14 protein-coding genes are annotated in these 22,381 nt (G+C 64.6%); 11 read left to right on the top strand and 3 right to left on the bottom strand.

Annotated elements, in window-relative coordinates; genetic code table 11:
• Positions 1-23 precede the first annotated feature (23 nt).
• The 4 genes from zwf to K408_RS0115200 are packed head-to-tail and all read left to right on the top strand — an operon-like array spanning position 24 to position 3,644.
• Positions 24-1,535 (top strand): glucose-6-phosphate dehydrogenase, encoded by a 1,512-nt coding sequence (zwf, locus tag K408_RS0115215; RefSeq protein ID WP_024339410.1) that lies wholly within the window; start codon positions 24-26, stop codon positions 1,533-1,535.
• Complete coding sequence (pgl, locus tag K408_RS0115210) at positions 1,532-2,281, top strand: 6-phosphogluconolactonase (protein WP_024339409.1); 750 nt, start codon at positions 1,532-1,534, stop codon at positions 2,279-2,281. Before zwf ends, pgl begins: the two co-directional genes overlap by 4 nt.
• The gene (locus K408_RS0115205) at positions 2,268-2,798 is read left to right on the top strand and encodes a gluconokinase (RefSeq protein WP_024339408.1); all 531 of its coding nucleotides are present in this window, start codon (positions 2,268-2,270) and stop codon (positions 2,796-2,798) included. The genes pgl and K408_RS0115205 overlap by 14 nt, the downstream gene beginning before the upstream one ends.
• Before the next feature lie 33 nt (positions 2,799-2,831).
• Positions 2,832-3,644, top strand: a complete 813-nt coding sequence (locus K408_RS0115200; protein WP_024339407.1) for a Cof-type HAD-IIB family hydrolase — start codon at positions 2,832-2,834, stop codon at positions 3,642-3,644.
• A 64-nt stretch (positions 3,645-3,708) separates the two neighbouring features.
• On the opposite strand, the gene K408_RS0115195 is transcribed toward K408_RS0115200, so the two are convergent.
• Positions 3,709-5,508 (bottom strand): glycoside hydrolase family 15 protein, encoded by a 1,800-nt coding sequence (locus tag K408_RS0115195; RefSeq protein WP_024339406.1) that lies wholly within the window; start codon positions 5,506-5,508, stop codon positions 3,709-3,711.
• Positions 5,509-5,523: 15 nt separating this feature from the next.
• Complete coding sequence (gene malQ, locus K408_RS0115190; RefSeq protein ID WP_024339405.1) at positions 5,524-7,485, bottom strand: 4-alpha-glucanotransferase; 1,962 nt, start codon at positions 7,483-7,485, stop codon at positions 5,524-5,526.
• 204 nt (positions 7,486-7,689) lie between these two features.
• Here malQ and K408_RS0115185 point away from each other — a divergent pair, with 204 nt between their 5' ends.
• The 6 genes from K408_RS0115185 to treY are packed head-to-tail and all read left to right on the top strand — an operon-like array spanning position 7,690 to position 21,694.
• Complete coding sequence (locus tag K408_RS0115185) at positions 7,690-9,636, top strand: maltotransferase domain-containing protein (RefSeq protein ID WP_024339404.1); 1,947 nt, start codon at positions 7,690-7,692, stop codon at positions 9,634-9,636.
• Between the two features lie 11 nt (positions 9,637-9,647).
• The gene (treS, locus tag K408_RS0115180) at positions 9,648-12,941 is read left to right on the top strand and encodes a maltose alpha-D-glucosyltransferase (RefSeq protein WP_024339403.1); all 3,294 of its coding nucleotides are present in this window, start codon (positions 9,648-9,650) and stop codon (positions 12,939-12,941) included.
• On the top strand, positions 12,934-15,072 hold the full coding sequence (glgB, locus tag K408_RS0115175) for a 1,4-alpha-glucan branching protein GlgB (protein WP_024339402.1): 2,139 nt from the start codon (positions 12,934-12,936) through the stop codon (positions 15,070-15,072). The genes treS and glgB overlap by 8 nt, the downstream gene beginning before the upstream one ends.
• 3 nt (positions 15,073-15,075) lie before the next feature.
• Positions 15,076-17,154 carry a glycogen debranching protein GlgX gene (gene glgX, locus K408_RS0115170; RefSeq protein WP_024339401.1) on the top strand — a complete coding sequence of 693 codons (2,079 nt, stop codon included), beginning with the start codon at positions 15,076-15,078 and terminating at the stop codon, positions 17,152-17,154.
• On the top strand, positions 17,151-18,905 hold the full coding sequence (gene treZ / locus K408_RS0115165) for a malto-oligosyltrehalose trehalohydrolase (RefSeq protein ID WP_024339400.1): 1,755 nt from the start codon (positions 17,151-17,153) through the stop codon (positions 18,903-18,905). The genes glgX and treZ overlap by 4 nt, the downstream gene beginning before the upstream one ends.
• A gap of 2 nt (positions 18,906-18,907) precedes the next feature.
• Entirely contained in the window at positions 18,908-21,694 is a 2,787-nt protein-coding gene (gene treY, locus K408_RS0115160; protein ID WP_024339399.1) for a malto-oligosyltrehalose synthase, read from the top strand.
• Between the two features lie 2 nt (positions 21,695-21,696).
• On the opposite strand, the gene K408_RS0115155 is transcribed toward treY, so the two are convergent.
• The gene (locus tag K408_RS0115155) at positions 21,697-22,014 is read right to left on the bottom strand and encodes a polyhydroxyalkanoic acid system family protein (protein WP_024339398.1); all 318 of its coding nucleotides are present in this window, start codon (positions 22,012-22,014) and stop codon (positions 21,697-21,699) included.
• A 179-nt stretch (positions 22,015-22,193) separates the two neighbouring features.
• Between K408_RS0115155 and K408_RS41065 the strand changes: the two genes are divergently transcribed.
• On the top strand, positions 22,194-22,358 hold the full coding sequence (locus K408_RS41065) for a DUF3309 family protein (RefSeq protein WP_009798696.1): 165 nt from the start codon (positions 22,194-22,196) through the stop codon (positions 22,356-22,358).
• Positions 22,359-22,381 lie beyond the last annotated feature (23 nt).

Below are 22,381 nucleotides of genomic sequence, written 5' to 3'. Positions count from 1 at the left end.
AACCAAGCGAAGGCCGACAGTTCGTGACAAAAGACCCGCAGCCCAAGCGCAAGCCCGACAATTGCGCCTTCGTCATCTTTGGCGTGACCGGCGACCTCACCCACCGGCTGGTGATGCCGTCACTCTATAATCTCGCCGCAGAGAACCTGTTGCCGGAAAAGTTCTGCGTCGTCGGCGCCGCCCGGAAGAGCCAGTCGGACGACGAGCTGCGCCAGAGCCTGATGAAGGGCCTGCGCGAATTCGCAACGCGTCCCGTGGACGATGACGTCGCCAAACAGCTGCTGCAGTGCGTCACCTTCGTGGAGGCCGACGCCAAGGACCCATCCTCGTTCGACCGCCTGAGCAGGCATCTCGACACGCTGGAATGTTCGGAAGGCACCGGCGGCAATCGCCTGTTCTACCTGGCCACCCCGCCCGCCGCGTTCGCACCGACGGCGCGGGAGCTCGGCCGCACCGGCCTGATGAAGGAGAACGGCGCCTGGCGAAGGCTCGTGATCGAAAAGCCGTTCGGCACCGACCTCGCCTCGGCGCGCGCACTGAACGCCGAACTCCTGAAGATCATGGAGGAGCACCAGATCTACCGGATCGACCACTATCTCGGCAAGGAGACGGTGCAGAACATCCTGGTGCTGCGCTTTGCCAACGGCATGTTCGAGCCGATCTGGAATCGCAACCACATCGACCATGTCCAGATCACGGTCGAGGAGAAGCTGGGCGTCGGCCATCGCGGCGGCTTCTATGATGCAACCGGCGCGTTGCGCGACATGGTGCCGAACCATCTGTTCCAGCTGATGTCGCTGGTGGCGATGGAGCCGCCGACGCGATTCGACGCGCATTCCGTGCGCTCCGAGAAGTCCGACATTCTCACCGCGATCCAGCGGCCCAGTGAAGAGGAAGCACTGAGGAACTCGGTACGCGCACAGTATCTGGCCGGCCGTGTCGGCGACGAGGAGATTCCGGACTATCGCAAAACCGCGGACATCAGACCGGACAGCACCACCGAAACCTACGTCGCCCTGAAACTGATGATCGACAACTGGCGCTGGGCCGGCGTGCCGTTCTACCTGCGCACCGGCAAGGCGCTGGCGCACAAGCGCACCGAGGTCGCGATCAAGTTCAAGCAGGCGCCGCTCTCGATGTTCTCGGGGACGGCGGTCGACCGCCTGTCGCAGAACTTCCTCACCATCGGCATTGCGCCCACCGAGACCATCGAGCTTCAATTCAACGCCAAGATCCCCGGGCCGAGCGTCACCATCGACGGCGTCGAGATGAAATTCCGCTACGGCGACTATTTCCGCGCCGATCCCTCAACCGGGTACGAGACGCTGATCTACGACTGCATGATCGGCGACAATATCCTGTTCCAACGCGCCGACGGCGTCGAGGCCGGCTGGCAAGCCGTGCAGCCGTTCCTCGACGCCTGGAAGAATGCAGGCACCAACGGCATCGAGACTTATGAGGCCGGCAGCGACGGCCCGAAATGCGCGGACGAGTTGCTCCGGCGCGACGGCCGAAGCTGGCGGAAATACTCGTGATCGCGGCCGACCAGCCGAAGCTGATCGTCGAAACCGGCGCCGAAGCCTTGGCCCGCGCCGCGGCCGAACGGCTGCTGGCGCGGATCGCGGCCAATCCCGGGCGTATCGCGATCTGTCTCACCGGGGGCTCCAGCCCGAAGAGGCTCTACGAATTGCTCGGCAGCGACGGCTGGCGCGGCAGGATTCCGTGGCAGCGTGCACACTGGTTCATCGGCGACGAGCGCTTCGTGCCCGAAAGCGATCCCCTCAACAACATGGCAATCGCGCGCGCGGCGTTTCTCGACGGCAACGCGCCGCCCGAACATATCCATCCGATTCCAACCACGGGCGAGAATCCCGAGGCCGGCGCCGAAGCCTATGCACGCGAGCTACAGGCCTTCTACGGCTCGGACCGGCTCGATGGGGCGCGCCCGCTGTTCGATCTCGTTCTGATGGGTGCTGGACCGGACGGCCACACCGCCTCGCTTTTCCCGGGCTTTCCCGAAATCGAAGAGACCGAGCGCTGGGCCGTCGGCGTGCCCAAGGCCAATGTCGCGCCGTTCGTGCCGCGCGTCTCGCTCACCCTGCCCACTTTGGCCTCGTGCCGCGAGATGCTGTTCGAGATTGCCGGGCCCGACAAGCGACCGATCTTGACGCGCCTCTTCAACGGCGAGAACCTGCCCGCCTTGCGCGCGCGCTCGAATGGCGAGACCGTCTGGATGGTGGACAGGGCCGCGCTTCCGGAGGAAATTCGTGGGCCGCGCTGAAGCACCCTGTGCATTGATCGTGATGGGCGTGTCGGGCTCGGGCAAGAGCACGATCGCGGAGGCGCTCGGCCAACGTCTCGGCTGGCGTTTCGAGGACGGCGACAGCTTCCATCCCGCCAGCAACGTCGAGAAGATGCGGGCGGGCCATCCGCTCACGGACGAGGACCGCTGGCCCTGGCTCAATGCCATCGCCGACGAGATCGCGCTTGTCTGCAGACGGGGCGAGCACGTCATCATCGCCTGCTCGGCGCTGAAGCACGCCTATCGCGACGTGCTGCTGCGCGGGCGCGACGACGTGCGCTTCGTCTTCCTGAAGGGCACCAAGGAGCTGATCGCAGAGCGCCTGGCGCACCGCAAGGGCCACTTCATGCCGCCAGGGCTGCTGACGAGCCAGTTCGACACGCTGGAGCCGCCCGAGGCGAGCGAGCACGTCATCACCGTTTCGATCGACGAGACCGTCGAAGCGATCGTGGACGGCATCGTGCGGCAGCTGAAACTGGGCGGCGTAGGACGCTGAGGCAACAAACCTGATGATTTCCAAGGTCTGGCCATGACGCAAATCTCACTCGTGGTGTCCGATGTCGACGGCACGCTGCTGACCAAGGACAAGACGCTGACGGAGCGTGCGAAGAACGCCGTGCAGCGGCTGCACCAGGCCGGCATCGGCTTCACCATCACCTCCAGCCGGCCCGCGATCGGCATGCGCTTCTTGATCGAGCCGCTGGCACTCTGGCTGCCGGTCGGTCCGTTCAACGGCTCCTCGATCATCGATCCCGAGATGAGGCCGGTCGAGCAGCACCTGATTCCCGCGGCTGCGGCCGAGCGGGCCCTGCAGATCCTCCGCGAGTTCGGCGCCGACGTCTGGCTCTTCACCACCGACAAATGGCTGATCGACAATCCGGACGGAAAGTACGTCGCGCACGAGCGGCACACGATCCGCTCCGATCCGACCATCGTGACTGACCTGTCGCCGTACCTTGCCGGCGCCTGCAAGATCGTCGGCGCCAGCGCCGACGCCCCCCGCCTCGAGGCGTGCGAGAAGGTCATGCAGGAAGCCCTCGGCAGCGCGGCGACCGCGGTACGTTCGCAAACCTATTATCTCGACATCACCCCGCCCGGCTTCAACAAGGGCACCTTCGTGCAGGCCATGGCCAAGCGCCTCGGCGTTTCGACCGACGCGGTCGCCACCATCGGCGACATGCAGAACGACCTGGCCATGTTCCGCGTCAGCGGTGTCTCGATCGCAATGGGCAACGCCGCCGAAAACGTGAAGGACGAGGCGACGCACGTCACCGCGACCAATGAGCAGGACGGTTTTGCCGAGGCGATGGAGATGATCCTGATGCGGAATGGGGTGGGTTAGCTGGAGCGTCAACCCTGGCGTCATTGCGAGTGAGTGCGGTCGATAGCTTTTATTTCTGTCATAGTCACTTCGACCGCTGCACCGCCGGTTTCTCGCTGCCTTGCCTTGCCGCCGACAGATTATGTGCGGTGTTGATCAGGGCGATGTGGGTCAGCGCCTGCGGGAAGTTGCCGGTCTGACGTCGGGCGTCTGAATCATATTCCTCTGCCAGCAAGCCGACGTCATTCGCAATGCCGACCACTCGGTCAAACAATTCCTGCGCCTTGTCGAGATCGCCTGACAGCACATAGGCATCGGCGAGCCACAGGCTACAGGCCAGAAACGCACCTTCGAGCGGCGGCTGGTCCGCTGGCAGCTCGCGCGGATCGTGCCGCAGCACGAAGCCGCCGCGCATCAGGCATTTCTCCACGGCGGCAATGGTGCCGCGAATGCGCGGATCCGAAGGCGGCAGGAACCCGACCTCGGGCAGCAGCAGCACGCTGGCATCAAGCAGTTTCGAGCCGTAGGATTCGACGAAGGCGTTCTCCTCCGCGTCGAAGCCCCTGTTGCAGACGTCGCGATGAATCGCATCGCGCAAGGTGCGCCAGTGCAGGAGCGGCGCCTTGAAGCCGAACGTCTCTGCGCTCTTGATGCCGCGGTCGAAGGCGACCCAGGTCATCACCTTGGAGAAGACGTAGTGCCTGGGCTGGCCGCGCCGCTCCCAGATCCCGTGATCGGGCCGGTCCCAAACCTCGGCCAAATGATTGAGCACGGCGCATTCCAGCGCCCAAGTCTCATCGTCGAGCTCGAGCTTGGCCATGCGCGACTGGTGGAAGGCGTCGATCAATTCGCCGTAGACGTCGAGCTGGAGCTGCGCATGCGCGGCATTGCCGACCCGCACGGGCCGCGCGCCCTCGTAGCCGCCGAGCCAGCCCGCCTCCCATTCGAGCAGCCGGCGCTGGCCCCAGATGCCGTACATGATCTGCATCTTCGCCGGCGAACCGGCGGCCGCACGCAGTAGCCAATTGTGCCAGGCCAGGGCCTCCTCGGTGTAGCCAGAGTTCATCAGCGCCAGCAGCGTGAAGGTGGCGTCGCGCAGCCAGCAGAAGCGGTAGTCCCAGTTCCTGCTGCCGCCAAGCTTCTCCGGCAAGGAAGTGGTGGGTGCCGCGACGATGCCGCCGGTCGGCGCGAAGGTCAGGGCCTTCAGCGTGATCAGCGAACGCAACACGAGCTCTTGATAATCGCCGTCGCGGGTGCAATGGCCGCACCAATCCTGCCAGAATCTCTCGGTCTCCTGGAGAGCGATTTCCGGATCGATCGGCGCCGGCGGATCGAGGTGCGAGGGACCGTAGGCCAGCACGAAGGGCACCGTCTCGCCGGCCTTCACCTCGAATTCGGCAACGGTCGTCAGATTCTCGCCGCGGGTCTCGACGGGTGTTCGCAACACGATCAGGTCCTGGCCGGCAATCGCCATCAGGGAGTGGTCAATACGCCGCACCCAGGGAATGTTGGCGCCAAATCCGAACCGGATGACGAGCTCCATCCGCATCTTCACCGTGCCGTCGACGCCGCGAACCAGCCGCACGATGTCGGACGCCTTGCCGCGCAGCGGCATGAAGTCGATCAGGGCGACGGTGCCGCCAATCGTCTCGAAACGCGTTTCGAGAATCAGGGTGTTGCCGATGTAGCGCCGCGAGATGGCGGTCGCACCCTCGCTCGGCGCGATCAGCCAGCGCCCGTTCTCATGCGTGCCCAGGATGGCGGCAAAGCAGGCATCGGAATCGAATGCAGGCCAGCAGAGCCAATCGATCGAGCCGTTGCGCCCGACCAGCGCCGCGGTCTCGCAATCGCCGATCAGCGCATAGTCCTCGATCCTCTGAGACAAAGCCGTCCAACCTGTTCAATTTCCGCCGGGCAACGACCGTTCCCGTGTCGCGGCCTTCAAAGCTGCCAGATCGACTTTGGACGCGATCTTGTCCAGCGCGACCGGAAGACGCTGGCGCCAGTTCGGATGCTCGTCGATCGTGCCGGGAATGTTTGGCTGATCGACCACACCCAGGAGATCTTCCAGCGATACTGCGAGCAGCCGCGAGGGCGTGCGCGACAGGAAGGCGAGCACCGAATAGAGATCGTTCGCCCTGATGCCGTTCTGGCGCAGGATCTCGTCCAGCCTGCCGAGCGCATCCCAGCGCGCCTGATCGTTCTCGCCGGGATCGAGCCCGAGCGAACGCTTCATCTTGAGATCGCCGAACGAACGCCAGCCGGCATAGGTCGACAGATCATGCGTGTTCAGCGTGACCAGCGCATTGGGCCGGTAGTGATCGACGTTGCGGAAATGGCCGGCATCGTCGCGCTCGAACATCATGACGAGATAGGACCAGATACCGAAATCCTGCATCGTCTCGCGGAAGCCTTCCGGCACGGTGCCGAGGTCCTCGCCGATCACGATGCACCTATGGGCCGCGCTCTCGCGCGTCACCACTGCCAGCAGTGCCTCGAACGGCATCTCGACATAGGCACCGTTGTCGGGTTTGAAGCCGCGCGGCACGAGATAAAGCCGCTTCAGGCCGAGCACGTGGTCGAGCCGGATGGCCCCGGCATGGCGCATCGAGGCCGCGAGCATGTCGGCGAACGGCACGAAGGACTGCGCTTCCAGGCCGCCGGCATTGAAGCCGGCAAGGCCCCAGTCCTGGCCGATCGTGTTGAGCACGTCGGGCGGCGCACCGACGGCGAGCTGGCGGGAAATCGCCGTCTGCTCGTTCCAGGCATCGAAGCCGTTGGATTGCACGCCGACCGCAACATCGAGATAGAGCCCGACCCGCATGCCGAGCTGACCGGCCAGCTCCTTGGCCGTATGCAGCTGGCTGTCAGCCGTCCATTGCACGAATTCGACGAACTCGACCTCCCGCTTGTCGGGCCCCTTGCGCAGCTCGGCACATTTCGCTTCATCCGGCCGTTGCCACTCCGACGGCCATTCCCACCAGGGCACGGCGAAGCGATGTCGCAGAACCTCGAAGCAGGCGAAGCGGGACAGGAGCGGTGCCCGGGCGGCGCGGAAGGCGTCGAACTCCTTGCGACGCGCGTCGCTCGCGCTTGTCACGAAACGCTCAAAGGCACCGCGCAGACCCAGCCATTTCAAGTTTGCCATGGCGGTGTAAGGGACGCGGTCACCTTCGCGCAGACGAGCCGCGGTCACGGCTGCGTTGGGCACGAGCTCGGCGGAGAATTCGGGAATAGCCTCGACGTCGATGTAGAGAGGATTGAGGAAGAGCCGGCTGTTCGGCGAATAGGGGCTGCAATCAGCCGGGCGGTCGTCGAACAGGACATGCAGCGGATTGAGCCCCACGCCGTCGGCCCCGAGCTGCTTGGCGAGCCTGACCAGGCCCGCAAGATCGGTGAAATCCCCGATGCCCCAATTGCGGTCCGAACGGACGCTGTAGAGCTGTACGGCGAGCAGCCAGCCGCGGTCGAAATCGCCACCGAAGCAGCGTTCGGGCGCCACGATCATCGGCACCTCTTCCGTCACGCCTTCGGCATCGGTCAGCGTCAAGCGGTGATATCCGAGCGGCAGGGCGGCGGGCCAGGCGATGACGGGCTCACGCGTCTCGCCTGTCGCGATCACATTGCCGTTGCCAAGGAGTTTCCATTGCAGCGGCGGCGCACCGATGGCCGCCAATTCCGTGCGCGGATGTCCCAGCGCACGGACCACGACCGGACCGCTGACAAAGCGATAGACCCGCTTCTCCGGCAGGGCGTCGAGGATGGACTTGAGCGCCTCGGGCGCGGTCACCCGCAGCTTGCCGAGGGCGTCGATGAATTCGGACTGAACGCCCTTGAGCCGGGCTTGAGCTAAAAGATCCATTCGGCACGCAGCTTGCAGGCCATTGTTCGGCCAAGGGTATTGATTTTAACGAACTCGCGGAAGAGGTTAGTCAGGGGTAACTCGCAGACTGCGCTTGCCGTTCCCAACGGAACCAATGACACACAAGCGGCTTTCTATCATGGTACCAAGCGTGGATTCCCGACAAGGGAAACGGGCTCCTGCTTTCTTGTCAATGGCATCACCGTGAACAAGACAATTCAAACTGTCGAGAGTGCTGCGGCCGGCGGCACTTTCCTCATCGAGGACGTCTATCCCTCGATCGACGGCGGCCGCTTCGCCGCGAAGCGGATCGCAGGCGAGCCGGTCGAGGTCTGGGCCGACATCTATCGCGGCGGTGACGCGGTGATCGCCGCTGCGCTGATCTGGCGGAAAGAGCAGGACCGCGAATGGCGGAGCGAGCCGATGACCCATCACGGCAATGACCGCTGGTCCGGCGCATTCACGCCCGTTGAGCCCGGCCAATATATCTACGCGATCGAAGCCTGGACCGATGAGTTCGCCACCTGGTCGCGCGCGGTGGCGCGCAAGCAGCGCACCGGGGCCGACATCAGCCTCGATGCGATCGAGGGCGCCGGCCTGCTGACCAAGGCGCACGGCGCACGGCAGGATGCCGCCGCAATCATCATCAGGCGGTGCGAGGATTATCTTCAAAGCGGGGACGTCACCCCCCTGCTCACGACCGAGCTGGGCCAGGCCATGGCCGAGAGCCAGTCGCGGCCCGACCTGACGCGTTCGCCATCCTTCCCGCTGACGATCGACCGCGACAAGGCGCGCTTCGGCGCCTGGTATCAGATGATGCCGCGGAGCCAGAGTGCATCGCCGGGCCGGCACGGCACGCTGCGCGACTGCATCGCGCGCGTGCCCGACATCGCCGCCATGGGCTTTGACGTGCTCTACTTCACGCCGATCCACCCCATTGGCCACACTCGCCGCAAGGGCCGCGACAACGCGCCGGTGGCGAGTGAAGGGGATCCCGGATCACCCTACGCGATCGGTTCGGCCGCGGGCGGCCACGATGCGCTGCATCCCGAGCTCGGCACGATCGAGGATCTCCGCGCGCTGGTGGCGACCTGCCTCGAATATGACCTCGAGCTCGCGCTGGATTTCGCCGTGCAGTGCTCGCCGGACCATCCCTGGCTGACGCAGCATCCGGAATGGTTCAAATGGCGGCCGGACCGCTCGATACGGGCGGCGGACGGCCCCTATTCCGACATCGTCATCCCCGATTTCGGCTCCGTCGACAGGGCAGGCCTTTGGAATGCCTTTCGCGATGCCATGCTGTTCTGGATCGACCATGGCGTGACGATCTTCGCCATCGACAATCACGACACTGCGCCGCTTGCGTTCTGGGAATGGCTGATCCGCGACATTCGCCGCCGCCACCCCGAGGTGATCCTGTTCTCCAAGACCTATGCACGACCGAAGCTGATGAAGGGCCTCGCCAAGATCGGCTTTGCGCAGTCCTTCACCTATTTCCCCTGGCGCACCTCGAAGTGGGAGCTGGAGCAATATCTCGGCGAGCTGACGCGCCATCCGGAACGCGATTTCTACCGGCCGCACATGTTCGTGAACACGCCTGACCTGTTGCCTTATCATCTGCAGGGCGGCGAGAGCTGGGCTTTCAAGTCGCGCATCACGCTTGCGGCGACGCTTTCCGGCAATTACGGCATCTACAGCGGGTTCGAGCTGCTGGAGCATGAGGCGCTTCCCGGCCGCGAAGAATATCTGGACTCCGAGAAGTACCAGATCAGGCAGCGCGACTGGGACAGGCCGGGTAACATCAAGCCCTACATTGCCGCTCTCAATCGCGTCCGCCACGAGAACCCAGCGCTGCAGCAGACGGCCAATCTGCGCTTTCTTGGCATCGAGGACGGCGAGACCATCGCCTTCGTCAAGGAGGCAGCCGGGCCCGGCAACACCGTCGTCATCGTGGTCGCGCTGTCGCGCGACGTGCGAGAATGCTGGCTGCCCCTCGGCGACGTCATGGTTGACGCCGGCGGACAGCGTCACCATGTGACGGCACTCGAAAACCTCCTCACCGGCGAACAGTCCCGCAGCGAATGGGGTGGGATCAGGTTGCGAATCGATCCCGATCGCGATCCGGCCCTTCTGTTCCGCTGCCTGGCGTAAGGGTTCACGCCATGAATGTTCTGTCTTCCGTCGACACCAAGAAGGTTGAAGCTGCCGAGATCGTGGACGAGCTCTGGTACAAGGACGCCATCATCTACCAGCTTCACGTCAAGGCCTTCGCCGACAGCAACAATGACGGCATCGGCGATTTTGCCGGGTTGACCGAGAAGCTGCCCTATCTCCAGGAGCTCGGCGTCACCGCGCTGTGGCTGCTGCCGTTCTACCCGTCGCCGGGCCGCGACGACGGTTACGACATCGCCGACTACGGCTCGGTCAATCCCGATTTCGGGACGATGAAGGACTTCAAGCGCTTCATCCAGGAAGCGCAGAAGCGCGGCTTGCGCGTCATCACCGAGCTCGTCGTCAACCACACTTCGGACCAGCACAAATGGTTCAAGCGCGCGCGGCGCAGCCATCCGGGCTCCAGCGCGCGCAACTGGTACGTCTGGAGCGACACCGACCAGAAGTACCAGGGCACGCGCATCATCTTCACCGACACGGAGAAGTCGAACTGGACCTGGGATCCCGAGGCCGGGGCATTCTACTGGCACCGCTTCTTCTCGCACCAGCCGGACCTCAATTTCGACAATCCGCGCGTGGTCAGCGCCATCATCCAGGTGATGAAGCGCTGGCTGGATGCCGGCGTCGACGGCTTCCGGCTCGACGCCATTCCCTATCTGTGCGAGCGCGAGGGCACCTCGAACGAGAACCTGCCCGAGACGCATGCGATCATCAAGCGGCTGCGCCAGGAGCTCGACGCGTATTCGAGGGGCAAGCTGCTGCTGGCCGAGGCCAATCAGTGGCCGGAGGACGTGCAGGAATATTTCGGCCGCGGCGACGAGTGCCACATGGCCTATCACTTCCCGCTGATGCCCCGCATCTACATGGCGATCGCGCAGGAGGACCGCTTCCCCATCACCGATATCCTGCGCCAGACGCCGGACATTCCGGCAAGCTGCCAATGGGCGCTGTTCCTGCGCAACCACGACGAGCTGACGCTGGAGATGGTCACCGACGTCGAGCGCGACTATCTCTGGACCACCTACGCCAACGATCCACGCGCCCGCATCAATGTCGGCATTCGCCGGCGCCTCGCGCCGCTGATGGACAACGACCGCCGCAAGATCGAGCTGATGAACTCGCTGCTGCTGTCGTTCCCCGGCACGCCGATCATCTATTACGGCGACGAGATCGGCATGGGCGACAACATCTATCTCGGCGACCGCAACGGCGTGCGCACCCCGATGCAGTGGAGCCCCGACCGCAACGGCGGCTTCTCGCGCTGCGATCCGGCCCGCCTGTACGCGCCGCTGATCATGGACCCCGTCTACGGCTATGAGGCCGTGAACGTGGAGGCGCAGTCGCGCAGCCTGTCGTCCCTGCTCAGCGCCACCAAGCGGCTGATCTCGGTGCGGAAGTCGACGCTGGCCTTCGGCCGCGGCACCATGACGTTCATCCGTCCCGTCAATCGCGCCGTGCTCGCCTACGTCCGGCAATACCGCGACGAGGTGATCCTCTGCGTCGCCAATCTGTCGCGAGCCGCGCAGGCGACCGAGCTCGATCTGTCGCCGTGGAAGGACCGCATTCCGCAGGAGATGCTGGGCCGCACCCGCTTCCCAGCGATCGGCGAACTGCCGTACATGATCACCCTGGGGCCTTACGGGTTCTATTGGTTCCAGCTTCAGGAGCGCGACAAGTCCGAGCCGGTGACGCCGCGCGCGGTGCCGGAGTTCGAGACGCTCGTGGTGCCGGTGAACTCGAACTGGGTTTCTCTCGCCCGCGAGCGCGGCGTGTTCGAGCGCGACGTGCTGCCGGGATTCTTGTCGCGAACGAGGTGGTATCCCGAGCACAACCCCAAGCACATCAAGACCGCGCTGACCTCGGCGGTGCCGTTCTGCGACATCGGCGATAACCGGCCGTGGATCGCGTTCTTCGAGAGCGGGCAGGCGGACGCGGCCACCCGCTACGTGCTGCCGCTGCAGATCGAGTGGGTACGCTTCGACCGCGAACGTTTCAATCCGAGGGCGCTGGCCGCCGTGCGCCAGGGCGCGCGCGAAGGCACGCTGCTCGACGTCGCGACCGACCAGATCTTCATCGGCCTGTTACTGCGCAACCTGTCGCAGAATCTGGTGGTGGAAGAGAACAACCTGCGGCTGGAGTTCAAGCCGACCAGCCGCTTCGCCGATTACACGATCAAGGAGCCGGAACGGGTCCGCGCGATCGAGCAGTCCAACAGCACTGCGCTGGTCGACAACCAGTATGTCGCCAAGATCTACCGCCGGCTCGAAAGCGGCATCAGCCCGGAGATCGAGATCGGACACTATCTCACCGAGGTCGCGCGCTTCGCCAACACGCCGGCGCTGCTCGGCAGCGTCGAGCTTGTCGAAGGCAACCAGCGCAGCGCACTCGGCGTGCTGCATGCTTATGTCGAGAACCAGGGCGACGGTTGGACCGTGAGCACGGGCTACCTCGATCGCTATATCGACGAGCAACGGGTAATGCCGGCGGGCGAGACGCTCCGCGAGACGCAGGAGCAGGCTCCCTATCTGCATTTCGTCGCGCAGATTGGCCGGAGGCTCGCCGAGTTGCACGTCGCTCTGGCAGCGGCAGATGCAGATGATCTTGCCCCGGAGCCGATTGGCTCCGCCCAGATCAAGGCCTGGGTGTCCGACCTGAGGGCGCGTGCCGAGCGGGTTCTCGAGCGGCTGGCCGACAGCCGCGACGGGCTTCGGGAGATGGACCGCCCCCTGATCGACCGGCTCATCGCGGCACGCGCGGGCCTATTCGACGGCCTGAATGCACTCTTGCCATCCGACATCGCCGGGTTGAACATCCGTCATCATGGCGACTTCCGGCTCGGGCAGACTTTGATCGTGAAGGACGATATCTTCATCATCGATTTCGACGGCGATCCGCGCCGACCGCTGGCGAGCAAGCGGCGCAAGCTGCCCGCCGCGCGCGACGTCGCCGGCATGATCCACTCGATTGACCTTTCCGTGAACGCAGCACTGAGCCGCGCGCTCACCGGCGCCTCCGACGAGCAGGACCGGCTCGCGGCTGCGCTCGATGAATGGCGCGGGCGCGCCACCGCGACCTTCCTGTCCGCCTATCGCGAAGCCATGACCGATCGAAGAGTATGGCCGGAAGACCGGCAATCCGCGGATGCCCTGTTACGATTCTTCCTGCTTGATCAAGCGTTCGACGAAGTCGAGTACGAGCTGTCCCATCGGCCTGAGGGGCTCCATGCGCCGCTGACCGGACTGCTTCGCATTTTATCCAGTGCCGAGAGCGAAGCCCATGCCTAAACTGCCTGCCGAGGCCTATGCGATCATCGAGGGCCGCCACTCCGATCCCTTCCACTATCTCGGGCTGCACCCGGAGGACGGCAGGAGCGTGGTGCGCGCATTTCTGCCCGAGGCCACCAATGTCGAAGCGGTCGGCGAACATGGCGAGGTTGCACCGCTGGACCGTGTCCACGATTCCGGGCTGTTCATCGGCGCCCTGCCAAACGGCTCCAAGCACTACCAACTCCGCGCAAGGTTCGGCGACAACGTCGTCGAGTTCGAGGATGCCTACCGTTTTCCCCCGATCCTGACCGACTTCGACCTCTACCTGCTCGGCGAAGGTACCCATCAGCGCATCTATGACAAGCTCGGCGCCCATCCGATGCGGCTCGAGGGCGTCGACGGCATCGGGTTCGTCGTGCTGGCGCCGAATGCGCGGCGCGTGTCGGTGGTTGGCGATTTCAACTTCTGGGACGGGCGGCGTCATCCGATGCGGGTGCGCGGCAACGGTTATTGGGAGTTGTTCATCCCGCATGCGAAGACGGGCGATCACTACAAGTTCGAGATCATCGGCCCGCACGGCCACCTGCTGCCGTTGAAATCCGATCCGATGGCCTTTGCGAGCGAGGTACGGCCGAAGACGGCTTCCATCGTGTTCGACGAAGCGCACCTGCCTCGGCCGCGCCCGGCGCCTGACGGGATCAATTCATTGTCGGCGCCGATGTCGATCTACGAGGTCCATCTCGGCTCTTGGCGACGCACGAACGACAATGAATGGCTGACCTACCGCGAGCTGGCCGAGCAACTGCCGGCCTACGCCCGCGACATGGGCTTCACTCATCTCGAATTCCTGCCCGTCAGCGAGCATCCATTCGACGGCTCGTGGGGCTACCAGCCGACCGGACTCTATGCGCCGACCAGCCGCTTCGGCATGCCCGACGACTTCGCGGCGCTGGTCGACGCCTGCCATCGCGAAGGCATCGGCGTGCTGCTCGACTGGGTGCCGGGCCATTTCCCGGACGATCCGCACGGGCTCGGCCATTTCGACGGCACCTCGCTTTATGAGCATGCCAACCCGCTCCAGGGCCGCCACCTCGACTGGGGCACGCTGATCTACAATTACGGGCGCACCGAGGTGACGAACTTCCTGGTGTCGAACGCCCTGTTCTGGCTGGAGCGCTATGCGATCGACGGCCTGCGCGTCGATGCGGTGGCGTCCATGCTCTATCTCGACTACAGCCGCCCCCCGGGCGCATGGGTTCCCAACCAGTATGGCGGCCGGGAGAACATCGAGGCCATCAACTTCCTGCGGCGCTTCAACACGGAAGTGTTCGCACGCTTCCCGCAGGCAACGACCGCAGCTGAAGAGTCAACCGCCTGGCCGCAGGTCTCGCGCCCGGTCGAATTCGGCGGGCTCGGGTTCGGCTACAAGTGGAACATGGGGTGGATGCACGACACGCTGAGCTACATCAGCAAGGACCCGATCTACCGCAAGCACCACCACGGCGAGATCCTCTTCGGCCTGCACTACGCGTTCTCGGAAAACTTCATCCTGCCGCTGTCGCATGACGAGGTCGTGCACGGCAAGCGCTCGATCCTCGGCCGCATGCCCGGCGACGAGTGGCAGCGCTTCGCGAATTTGCGCGCCTATTACAGCTTCATGTTCGGTCATCCCGGCAAGAAGCTGCTGTTCATGGGCGCGGAAATTGCGCAGAGCCGGGAGTGGAATCACGACCAGTCGCTCGATTGGCACCTGCTGGAATACAAGTACCATGCGGGCATCCAGGCGTTGATCCGCGATCTCAACCGGCTGTATCGCGCTGTACCCGCGCTGCACCAGATGGATTGCGACCAGGCCGGGTTCGAATGGCTGATCACGGACGACGCCAGCCGCAACGTGTTCGCCTGGCTGCGCAAGGGATTCGACGAGCACGCGCGCTGCCTCGTGATCCTCAACTTCTCGCCGAACGTCTACCAGAATTATCGCGTGCGCGTGCCCTTCGGCGGAAAATGGAAGGAAGTGCTCAACTCGGATTCTGCCCATTATGGCGGCAGCAACGTCGGGAATATCGGCGAGGTTCACGCCGAAGGCGGTGAGCTTCGCCTCACCATCCCGCCGCTCGCTGCGATCTTCCTCGTTCCGGAAGGCTGAGTGATGCGCCTGACCGCTGGATCGCCCGCACGCCTCGGCGCAAGCTGGGACGGACGCGGCACCAATTTCGCGCTGTTCTCCGCGAACGCGCAGAAGGTCGAGCTCTGCCTGTTCGACTCACAAGGCCGCCGCGAACTCGAGCGCATCGAATTGCCGGAGAAGACCGAGGACGTCTGGCACGGCTATCTCAACGATGTCTCGCCCGGCCAGCTCTATGGCTATCGCGTGCACGGCCCCTACGAACCCGAGCACGGCCATCGTTTCAACGCCAACAAGCTGCTGCTCGACCCCTATGCCAAGCGCCTAGCCGGGCGCCTGGTCTGGAGCGATGCGCACTTCGCCTACCGCACCGGAAGCCCGCGCGAGGACCTGTCTTTCGACCGGCGCGACAATGCGCGCGGCATGCCGAAGGCCGTCGTCGTCGACGAGACCTTCAACTGGGGCCGGCGCGAGATCCGTCCCAACATTCCCTGGGAAGACACCGTCATCTACGAGGCCCACGTCAAGGGCCTGACGCAGAAGCGGGACGACGTGCCGCCAAACTTGCGCGGGACCTATGGCGGCCTGTCCTCGCCGGCGATGATCGAGCACCTGAAGAGGCTCGGCGTTACCACGGTCGAACTGCTGCCGGTCCACAGCTTCGTCGACGACCGCATCCTCGTGGAGAAGAAGCTCGCCAATTATTGGGGCTACAACACGCTGTCCTTCTTCGCGCCGGAACCGCGCTACGCCCAGGACAACGCGCTCGATTCCTTCCGCACCACGGTGGCGCGGCTGCACGATGCCGGCATCGAGGTGATGCTCGACGTGGTCTACAACCACACCGCTGAGGGCAATCACCTCGGCCCAACGCTGTGCTATCGCGGCATCGACAATGCCTCCTATTACTGGCTGAGCCGCGAGAACCCGCGCTACTACGACGACTTCACCGGCTGCGGCTCGTCGGTGAACCTCACTCATCCGCGCGTGCTGCAGATGGTAATGGATTCCTTGCGCTACTGGGTCGAAGTCTGCCATGTCGACGGCTTCCGTTTCGACCTCGCCACCACGCTCGCGCGTGGGCCGAACGGTTATGACCGCGGCAGCTCGTTCCTGACCGCGATCCGGCAGGACCCGGTCCTGGCGACCGTCAAGCTCGTCGCCGAGCCGTGGGACCTTGGCTTGGGCGGCTACCAGGTCGGCGCCTTCCCATCGCAATGGTCGGAATGGAACGACCGCTATCGCAGCGCCATGCGTCGCTACTGGAGCGGCGAAGGCAGCCTGATCGGCGATATCTCCAGCCGCATGACGGCGTCGTCAGATCTGTTCAACCACGACGGACGGCGGCCGCGCGCCAGTATCAACCACATCACGGTGCACGACGGCTTCACGCTCGCCGACCTCTTCAGCTACAACGAGAAGCACAACGAGGCCAATGGCGAGGACAATCGCGACGGCTCCAACGACAACCACAGCAACAATTGCGGTGTCGAGGGCCCGACCGACGATCCGAACATCATCAGCCTGCGCCGCCAGCTGCGCAAGAACGTGCTGGCCTGCCTGATGCTGGCGCAGGGCGTTCCGCTGATCCTCGCCGGCGACGAAGTCGGCAATTCGCAGTCCGGCAACAACAACGCCTATTGCCAGGACAACGAAGTCGGCTGGGTCGGCTGGGACAATCTCGGCAAGGATGGCGACGACATGGTCGATTTCGTCGCCCATCTCGCCGACATCCGCCGGCGGTTCTCGCAGCTGCGCAGCCATCGCTGGCTCGATGGCCGGCCCAAGGACGGCGTCTCCTACGGTGCGCTGTGGTTGACGCCCGCCGGGGACGAGATGACCGAGAGCGACTGGAATTTCCCGGAAGGGCGGTTCCTGTCCTATGTGATGGGTCCGATGGAACCGGGCAGTGCCGCGATCTTTATCGTTTTGAACGCCGCCCCGGAAGAGATCGCATTCAAACTGCCCAAAATGACCGAGTACAGGAGCTGGCAGCAGATTCTCAACACGACCGCTGCCAAGCTGAACACGATCGACTTCCTGCCCGGGAGCGACAGCAAGGCGCCGCCGCGCTCCGTGCTCGCCTTCGCGGGTGCACCATGAGGCCATCCTTCGGGGCGAGGCCGACGAAAGAAGGCGTGTCGTTCCGGCTGTGGGCGCCCGGAGCGCGCCGTGTCGACCTCCTGCTCGAGCGAAGGCATGCGATGCAGCGCCGGCAGGATGGCTGGTACGTCGCCGACATCGCCGGGCTCGCCGCCGGCAGTCGCTACCAGTTCAGGATCGACGACGAGATCGATGTGCCCGATCCCGCTTCGGCCTTCCAGCCGGAGGACGTGTTCGGCCCGAGCGAGGTGATAGATCACGATGTCTTCGCATGGCGGGCGCGGGAATGGCGCGGCCGTCCCTGGGAAGAGACGGTGCTGATCGAGACCCACGTCGGCACCTTCACCCAGGAAGGCACCTATCGCGCGATGATGGACAAGCTCGATCATCTCGCAGCGACAGGCATTACGGCGCTGGAATTGATGCCGCTGGCGGATTTCGCAGGACGCCGTGGCTGGGGCTATGACGGCGTGCTGTGGTATGCGCCCGACAGCGCCTATGGCCGGCCCGAAGACCTGAAGACGCTGATCGACGAAGCGCATTTGCGCGGGCTGATGGTGTTTCTCGACGTGGTCTACAATCATTTTGGACCTGAGGGGAATTACCTCGGCCGCTATGCGCCTGCCTTCTTCACCGAGGCGCACACGCCGTGGGGCAGCGCGATCGACTATCGCGTGCCGCAGGCGCGCGCCTTTGCCGTCGAGAACGCATTGTCCTGGCTCACCGACTACCGCTTCGACGGCCTGAGGTTGGATGCCGCCAATCACATCCTGGCAATCCCCGGCGAGCAGTCCATGCTGCAGGACCTCAGCGTCGCCGCCGGCGAGCTCGCCAAGGCGACCGGGCGCCACATCCATCTCGTGCTGGAGAACGGCGACAACCGCGCGAGCCTGCTCGATGCCGCGCAGGAGCCGCCGAACGGCAAGTACCGTGGACAGTGGAACGACGACTATCATCACGTCTGGCACGTCATGCTTACGGGCGAGCATGCCGGCTATTATGGCGACTACCAGACGCCACGCATGGACCTCGCGCGCGCACTCGCCTCCGGCTTCGTCTACCAGGGCGAGATTTCGGAATTCTGGGGCAAGAAGCCGCGCGGCGAGCCGAGCGGCACGCTGCCCCCGGCGACCTTCGTCAACTTCCTGCAGAACCACGACCAGATCGGCAACCGTCCGCTTGGCGAGCGGCTGGAGAGCCTGGCACCGCCACAACAGATCGAGGCCGCGCTCGCGGTAACGCTGCTCGCACCGATGGTGCCGATGCTGTTTCAGGGGGAGGAATGGGGCTCCAAGGTGCCCTTCCCGTTCTTCTGCGATTTCCAGGGCGGATTGGCGGATGCCGTGCGCAGGGGCCGCAGGCAGGAATATGCCTGGGCTTACGACAAGTACGGCGACGACGTGCCTGATCCGCTCGACCCGGCCACGCTGCAATCGGCCGTGCTCGACTGGACCGGCCACACGCCGGAGCAAAACGCGCGGCTCGCCCTGGTGCGGGAGCTGCTCGCACTGCGTCGCAAGGCGATCATGCCGCGGCTGAACGGCGCAAGCTTCGGCGGCGCAGAGGCGGCGGACAACGGCTTGCTCACGGCGCATTGGCTGATGGGCGACGGCGCGGCTCTGCGCTTGACTGCGAATCTCTCGGACAAGGACATCGCGCATTCCAGCGATAGTGCTGGTACGCCGCTCTGGGGCGGCGCGACCGGCGACCGGCTTCCGCCCTGGTCGGTGGTCTGGCAGCTCGGAGCTTGATGATGCCTTCCGCCGTTCCTCTCGCGACCTACCGGCTTCAGCTCACCGCGGATTTCGACTTTGACAAGGCTGCCGCGGTCGTGCCCTATCTCAAGGCGCTGGGGATCACGCATCTCTATGCCTCGCCGGTGATGAAGGCCCGCAAGGGATCGACCCACGGCTATGACACGGTCGATCATGGCCAGTTGAATCCCGAGCTCGGCGGCGATGCCGGCTTCGCGCGCCTGAGCGAGACGCTCAAGGCACATGATCTCGGGCTAATCATCGATTTCGTGCCCAACCATGTCGGCGTGCATTTTGCCGACAATCCCTGGTGGCTCGACGTGCTGGAATGGGGCCAGGCCTCGCCGCACGCCGTCTCCTTCGACATCGACTGGGATCAACTGGCCTACCGCGCACGAGGCGGCGTGCTGCTGCCCATCCTCGGCTCGTCCTATGGCGAAGCGCTGGAGCGCGGCGACATCGAGCTGCGCTACGCCCCGGAGGAAGGAAGCTTCTCCGCCTGGTATTTCGAGCATCGCCTGCCCATCGCCCCCGAGCGCTATGGCGAGGTGTTGCGGATGATCGTCAAGGAGGCGGACGCGGCGGAAACGCAGCCGGGCGAGCGCCTGCTCGCGCTCGCTGCGCGCTACACCGGATTGCGCCGGCCCAATCGCAAGGAAGCTCCCGCCTTCAAGGCCGAGCTCAAGGAGATCGCGGGCGCCGCCGATATCATCGCGCGAGGCCTTGCCGCCTACGGGGCCGGCAAGGACCGCACGGCCCAGACGCTCGCGCTGCATCACCTGCTCGAGCGCCAGCACTACAAGCTCGGGCACTGGCGGCTTGCCTCAAGCGACATCAATTATCGCCGCTTCTTCGATGTCAACGGACTCGCAGGCCTACGCGTCGAGGATCCCGGTACGTTCGCTGCCACCCACCGGCTGGTGAAGCAGCTCGTTGCAGAGGGCAAGTTGCACGGCATCCGGCTCGACCACATCGACGGCCTGCGTGATCCCGCGCAATATTGCCAGCGGCTGCGCCGGCTCGTGCGCGATGCTCAAGGCAACACAAAGCCCTTCTATACCGTGATCGAGAAAATCCTGTGCGAGCACGAGCGCCTGCCACAGTTCGCCGGGGTCCAGGGCACCACCGGCTATGAGTGGATGAACGTCATCACCCACGTGCTGATCGATCCGAAAGGACTGGAAGCGCTGGACGAGACCTGGCGGCAGATCAGCAACCGGCCGCCGCAGCTTGCGCCTTACGTCAAGGAGGCGAAGCGGCGGGTGCTGGAGACGCTGCTTGCCAGCGAGTTCACCGTGCTGACGGGCCTGCTCGCACGCATTGCCAACGGACATTATTCGACACGGGACTTTTCAGCCGACAGCCTGCGTCAGGCGCTCGAGCTCTATGTGCTGCATTTCCCGGTCTATCGCACCTACCTGACACACAGCGGCCCGACTGCCCCCGACCGCAAGCTGATCGAAGACACCATCGAGCGCGCCCGCCGAGAGTGGTTTGCCGCCGACGAAGGCATCTTCGATTTCCTGCGCGACGCCCTCACCATGGACCTGCTGAAGCCCGGTCGTCCCCCGCACAGTGCCCCGCGCGTGCGCCGCTTCGCACTGAAGGTGCAGCAATTCACCGGGCCGATGATGGCGAAGTCGCTGGAAGACACCGCGTTCTATCAGTTTCACCGGCTGCTCGCGCTGAACGAGGTCGGCGGCGATCCTGCGAGCACCGGCCTCACCATTCCCGCCTTCCACCAGGCCATGCAAGCCCGCGCCAAGGAATGGCCGCAAGGCATGACGGCGACCGCCACCCACGACACCAAGCGCGGCGAGGATGCCCGCACGCGCATCGCGGCGCTCAGCGAGATTCCGGGCGAATGGACCAGCGCGGTGGCGCGCTGGAAGGTGCTGAACGCGGCGCATCTCACAACGTACGGCAATTTCCGCGCGCCCTCGGCGACGTTCGAATACATGCTCTATCAAACCCTGCTCGGCGCCTTGCCGCTCGGGGAGGAAGTCGATGCCGCCTTCGTCGAGCGCATCCAGGCCTATGCGCTGAAGGCCGCGCGCGAGGGCAAGGAGGAGACGAGCTGGCTCAACCCGCATGAAGCTTATGAGAACGGCATCCGCGACTTCATCGGCAAGATCCTCGATCCTGCCCAGTCCGCAGAATTCCTCGAAGCATTGCAGAGGCTGGCCCACCGGGTCGCACTGCTTGGCACGCTGAACTCGCTTAGCCAGCTCACGCTCAAGGCGACTCTGCCGGGCGTGCCCGACTTCTATCAGGGTACCGAATTCTGGGACCTGTCGCTGGTCGATCCCGACAACCGCCGCCCGGTCGACTTCGCCGCCCGCCATGCGGCACTGAAATCATTGGAAGCTCCGGACTGGAACGCGCTAAGCAAGAGCTCGCCGGACGGCCGGCTGAAGCTGGCCTGGACGCGCCATCTTCTCGCGCTGCGCAACCGCCTTCCCGATATCTTCGTCGGGGGAAGCTATCAGCCGCTCGAAGTGCGCGGCGCGCACGCCAACCACGTCATTGCCTTCGCTCGCGGCCATGGACGTGCGGCAGCCATCGTCGTGGTCGGGCGTCATTTTGCGCCGTTCACGCAAGGAGGCCGGGAGTGGCCTTCACTCGAAGGTCTCGATGCGACTCTCGATATCAGCGGCTATGCCGCGCCAGGTCTCGCAGGCAACGAGCTGCCGCTCGCCCCAGCCCTTCGCGATCTTCCCGTGGCCGTGATCGAGGCGCGCAGCACGAGTGCAGCGAAGCCGACACGGCAGCGCGCGCACCTCTGAGGTTACTTGCCCCCGTCCTTGGTGAGCAGCAACTGGCCGCGCTTCTTGATCGTGGCCTGCGCCATCTCGGCGAAGCGCTGCAACAGCCAGGGCAGCACCACCTCGACCCGGACCTGATCGTCGCCGACGTCGACCTGCCCGCTCGCGATCTGGCCCAGCGCACGGATGCGGAAATTCATGCTGTCGCCGCTCCAGCGCTCCTCCTCGACCTGCATCACGGGAATGCTCGCAGCGGCGCGGCCGAGCCCGGTCTTGAGCCGGCGCGCAGCCTCCTCGCGGCCGAGACGATGCGGAATGGAGACGATAAGTGGTGCTGACATGGCCCTGCCTCTCGTGACTGCCTTCACATAGTCATGTCGGGTTGACCAGCAAAGGTTCCATGCAAGTTGATGATCCGGCCGTGTTTCAACGGCGGAACTATACAATCTGCGGCAAGTTGCCCCCGCATAACGGGACAGGTTGCAACGACCCTTTTTACCAAGGGCTGGAGGAGATTTGCATGTCTATCGGCACGATCATTCTGATCATTCTGATCATCGCCCTGCTCGGCGGCTTCAGCGGCATCGGCGGCGGGCCGTTCTACGGCACCGGTTATTACGGCGGCGGCGGCCTCGGGCTCGTCATCGTCATCCTGCTGATCCTGATCCTGATGGGACGGATCTAGTCAGAGACGGCAATCCGGGCGCG

Source organism: Bradyrhizobium sp. in8p8, from assembly GCF_000426845.1.
Taxonomy (GTDB): domain Bacteria; phylum Pseudomonadota; class Alphaproteobacteria; order Rhizobiales; family Xanthobacteraceae; genus Bradyrhizobium; species Bradyrhizobium japonicum_C.
The sequence above is the reverse complement of the archived record's forward strand: the minus strand, read 5'-3'. Positions and strand labels throughout refer to the sequence as shown.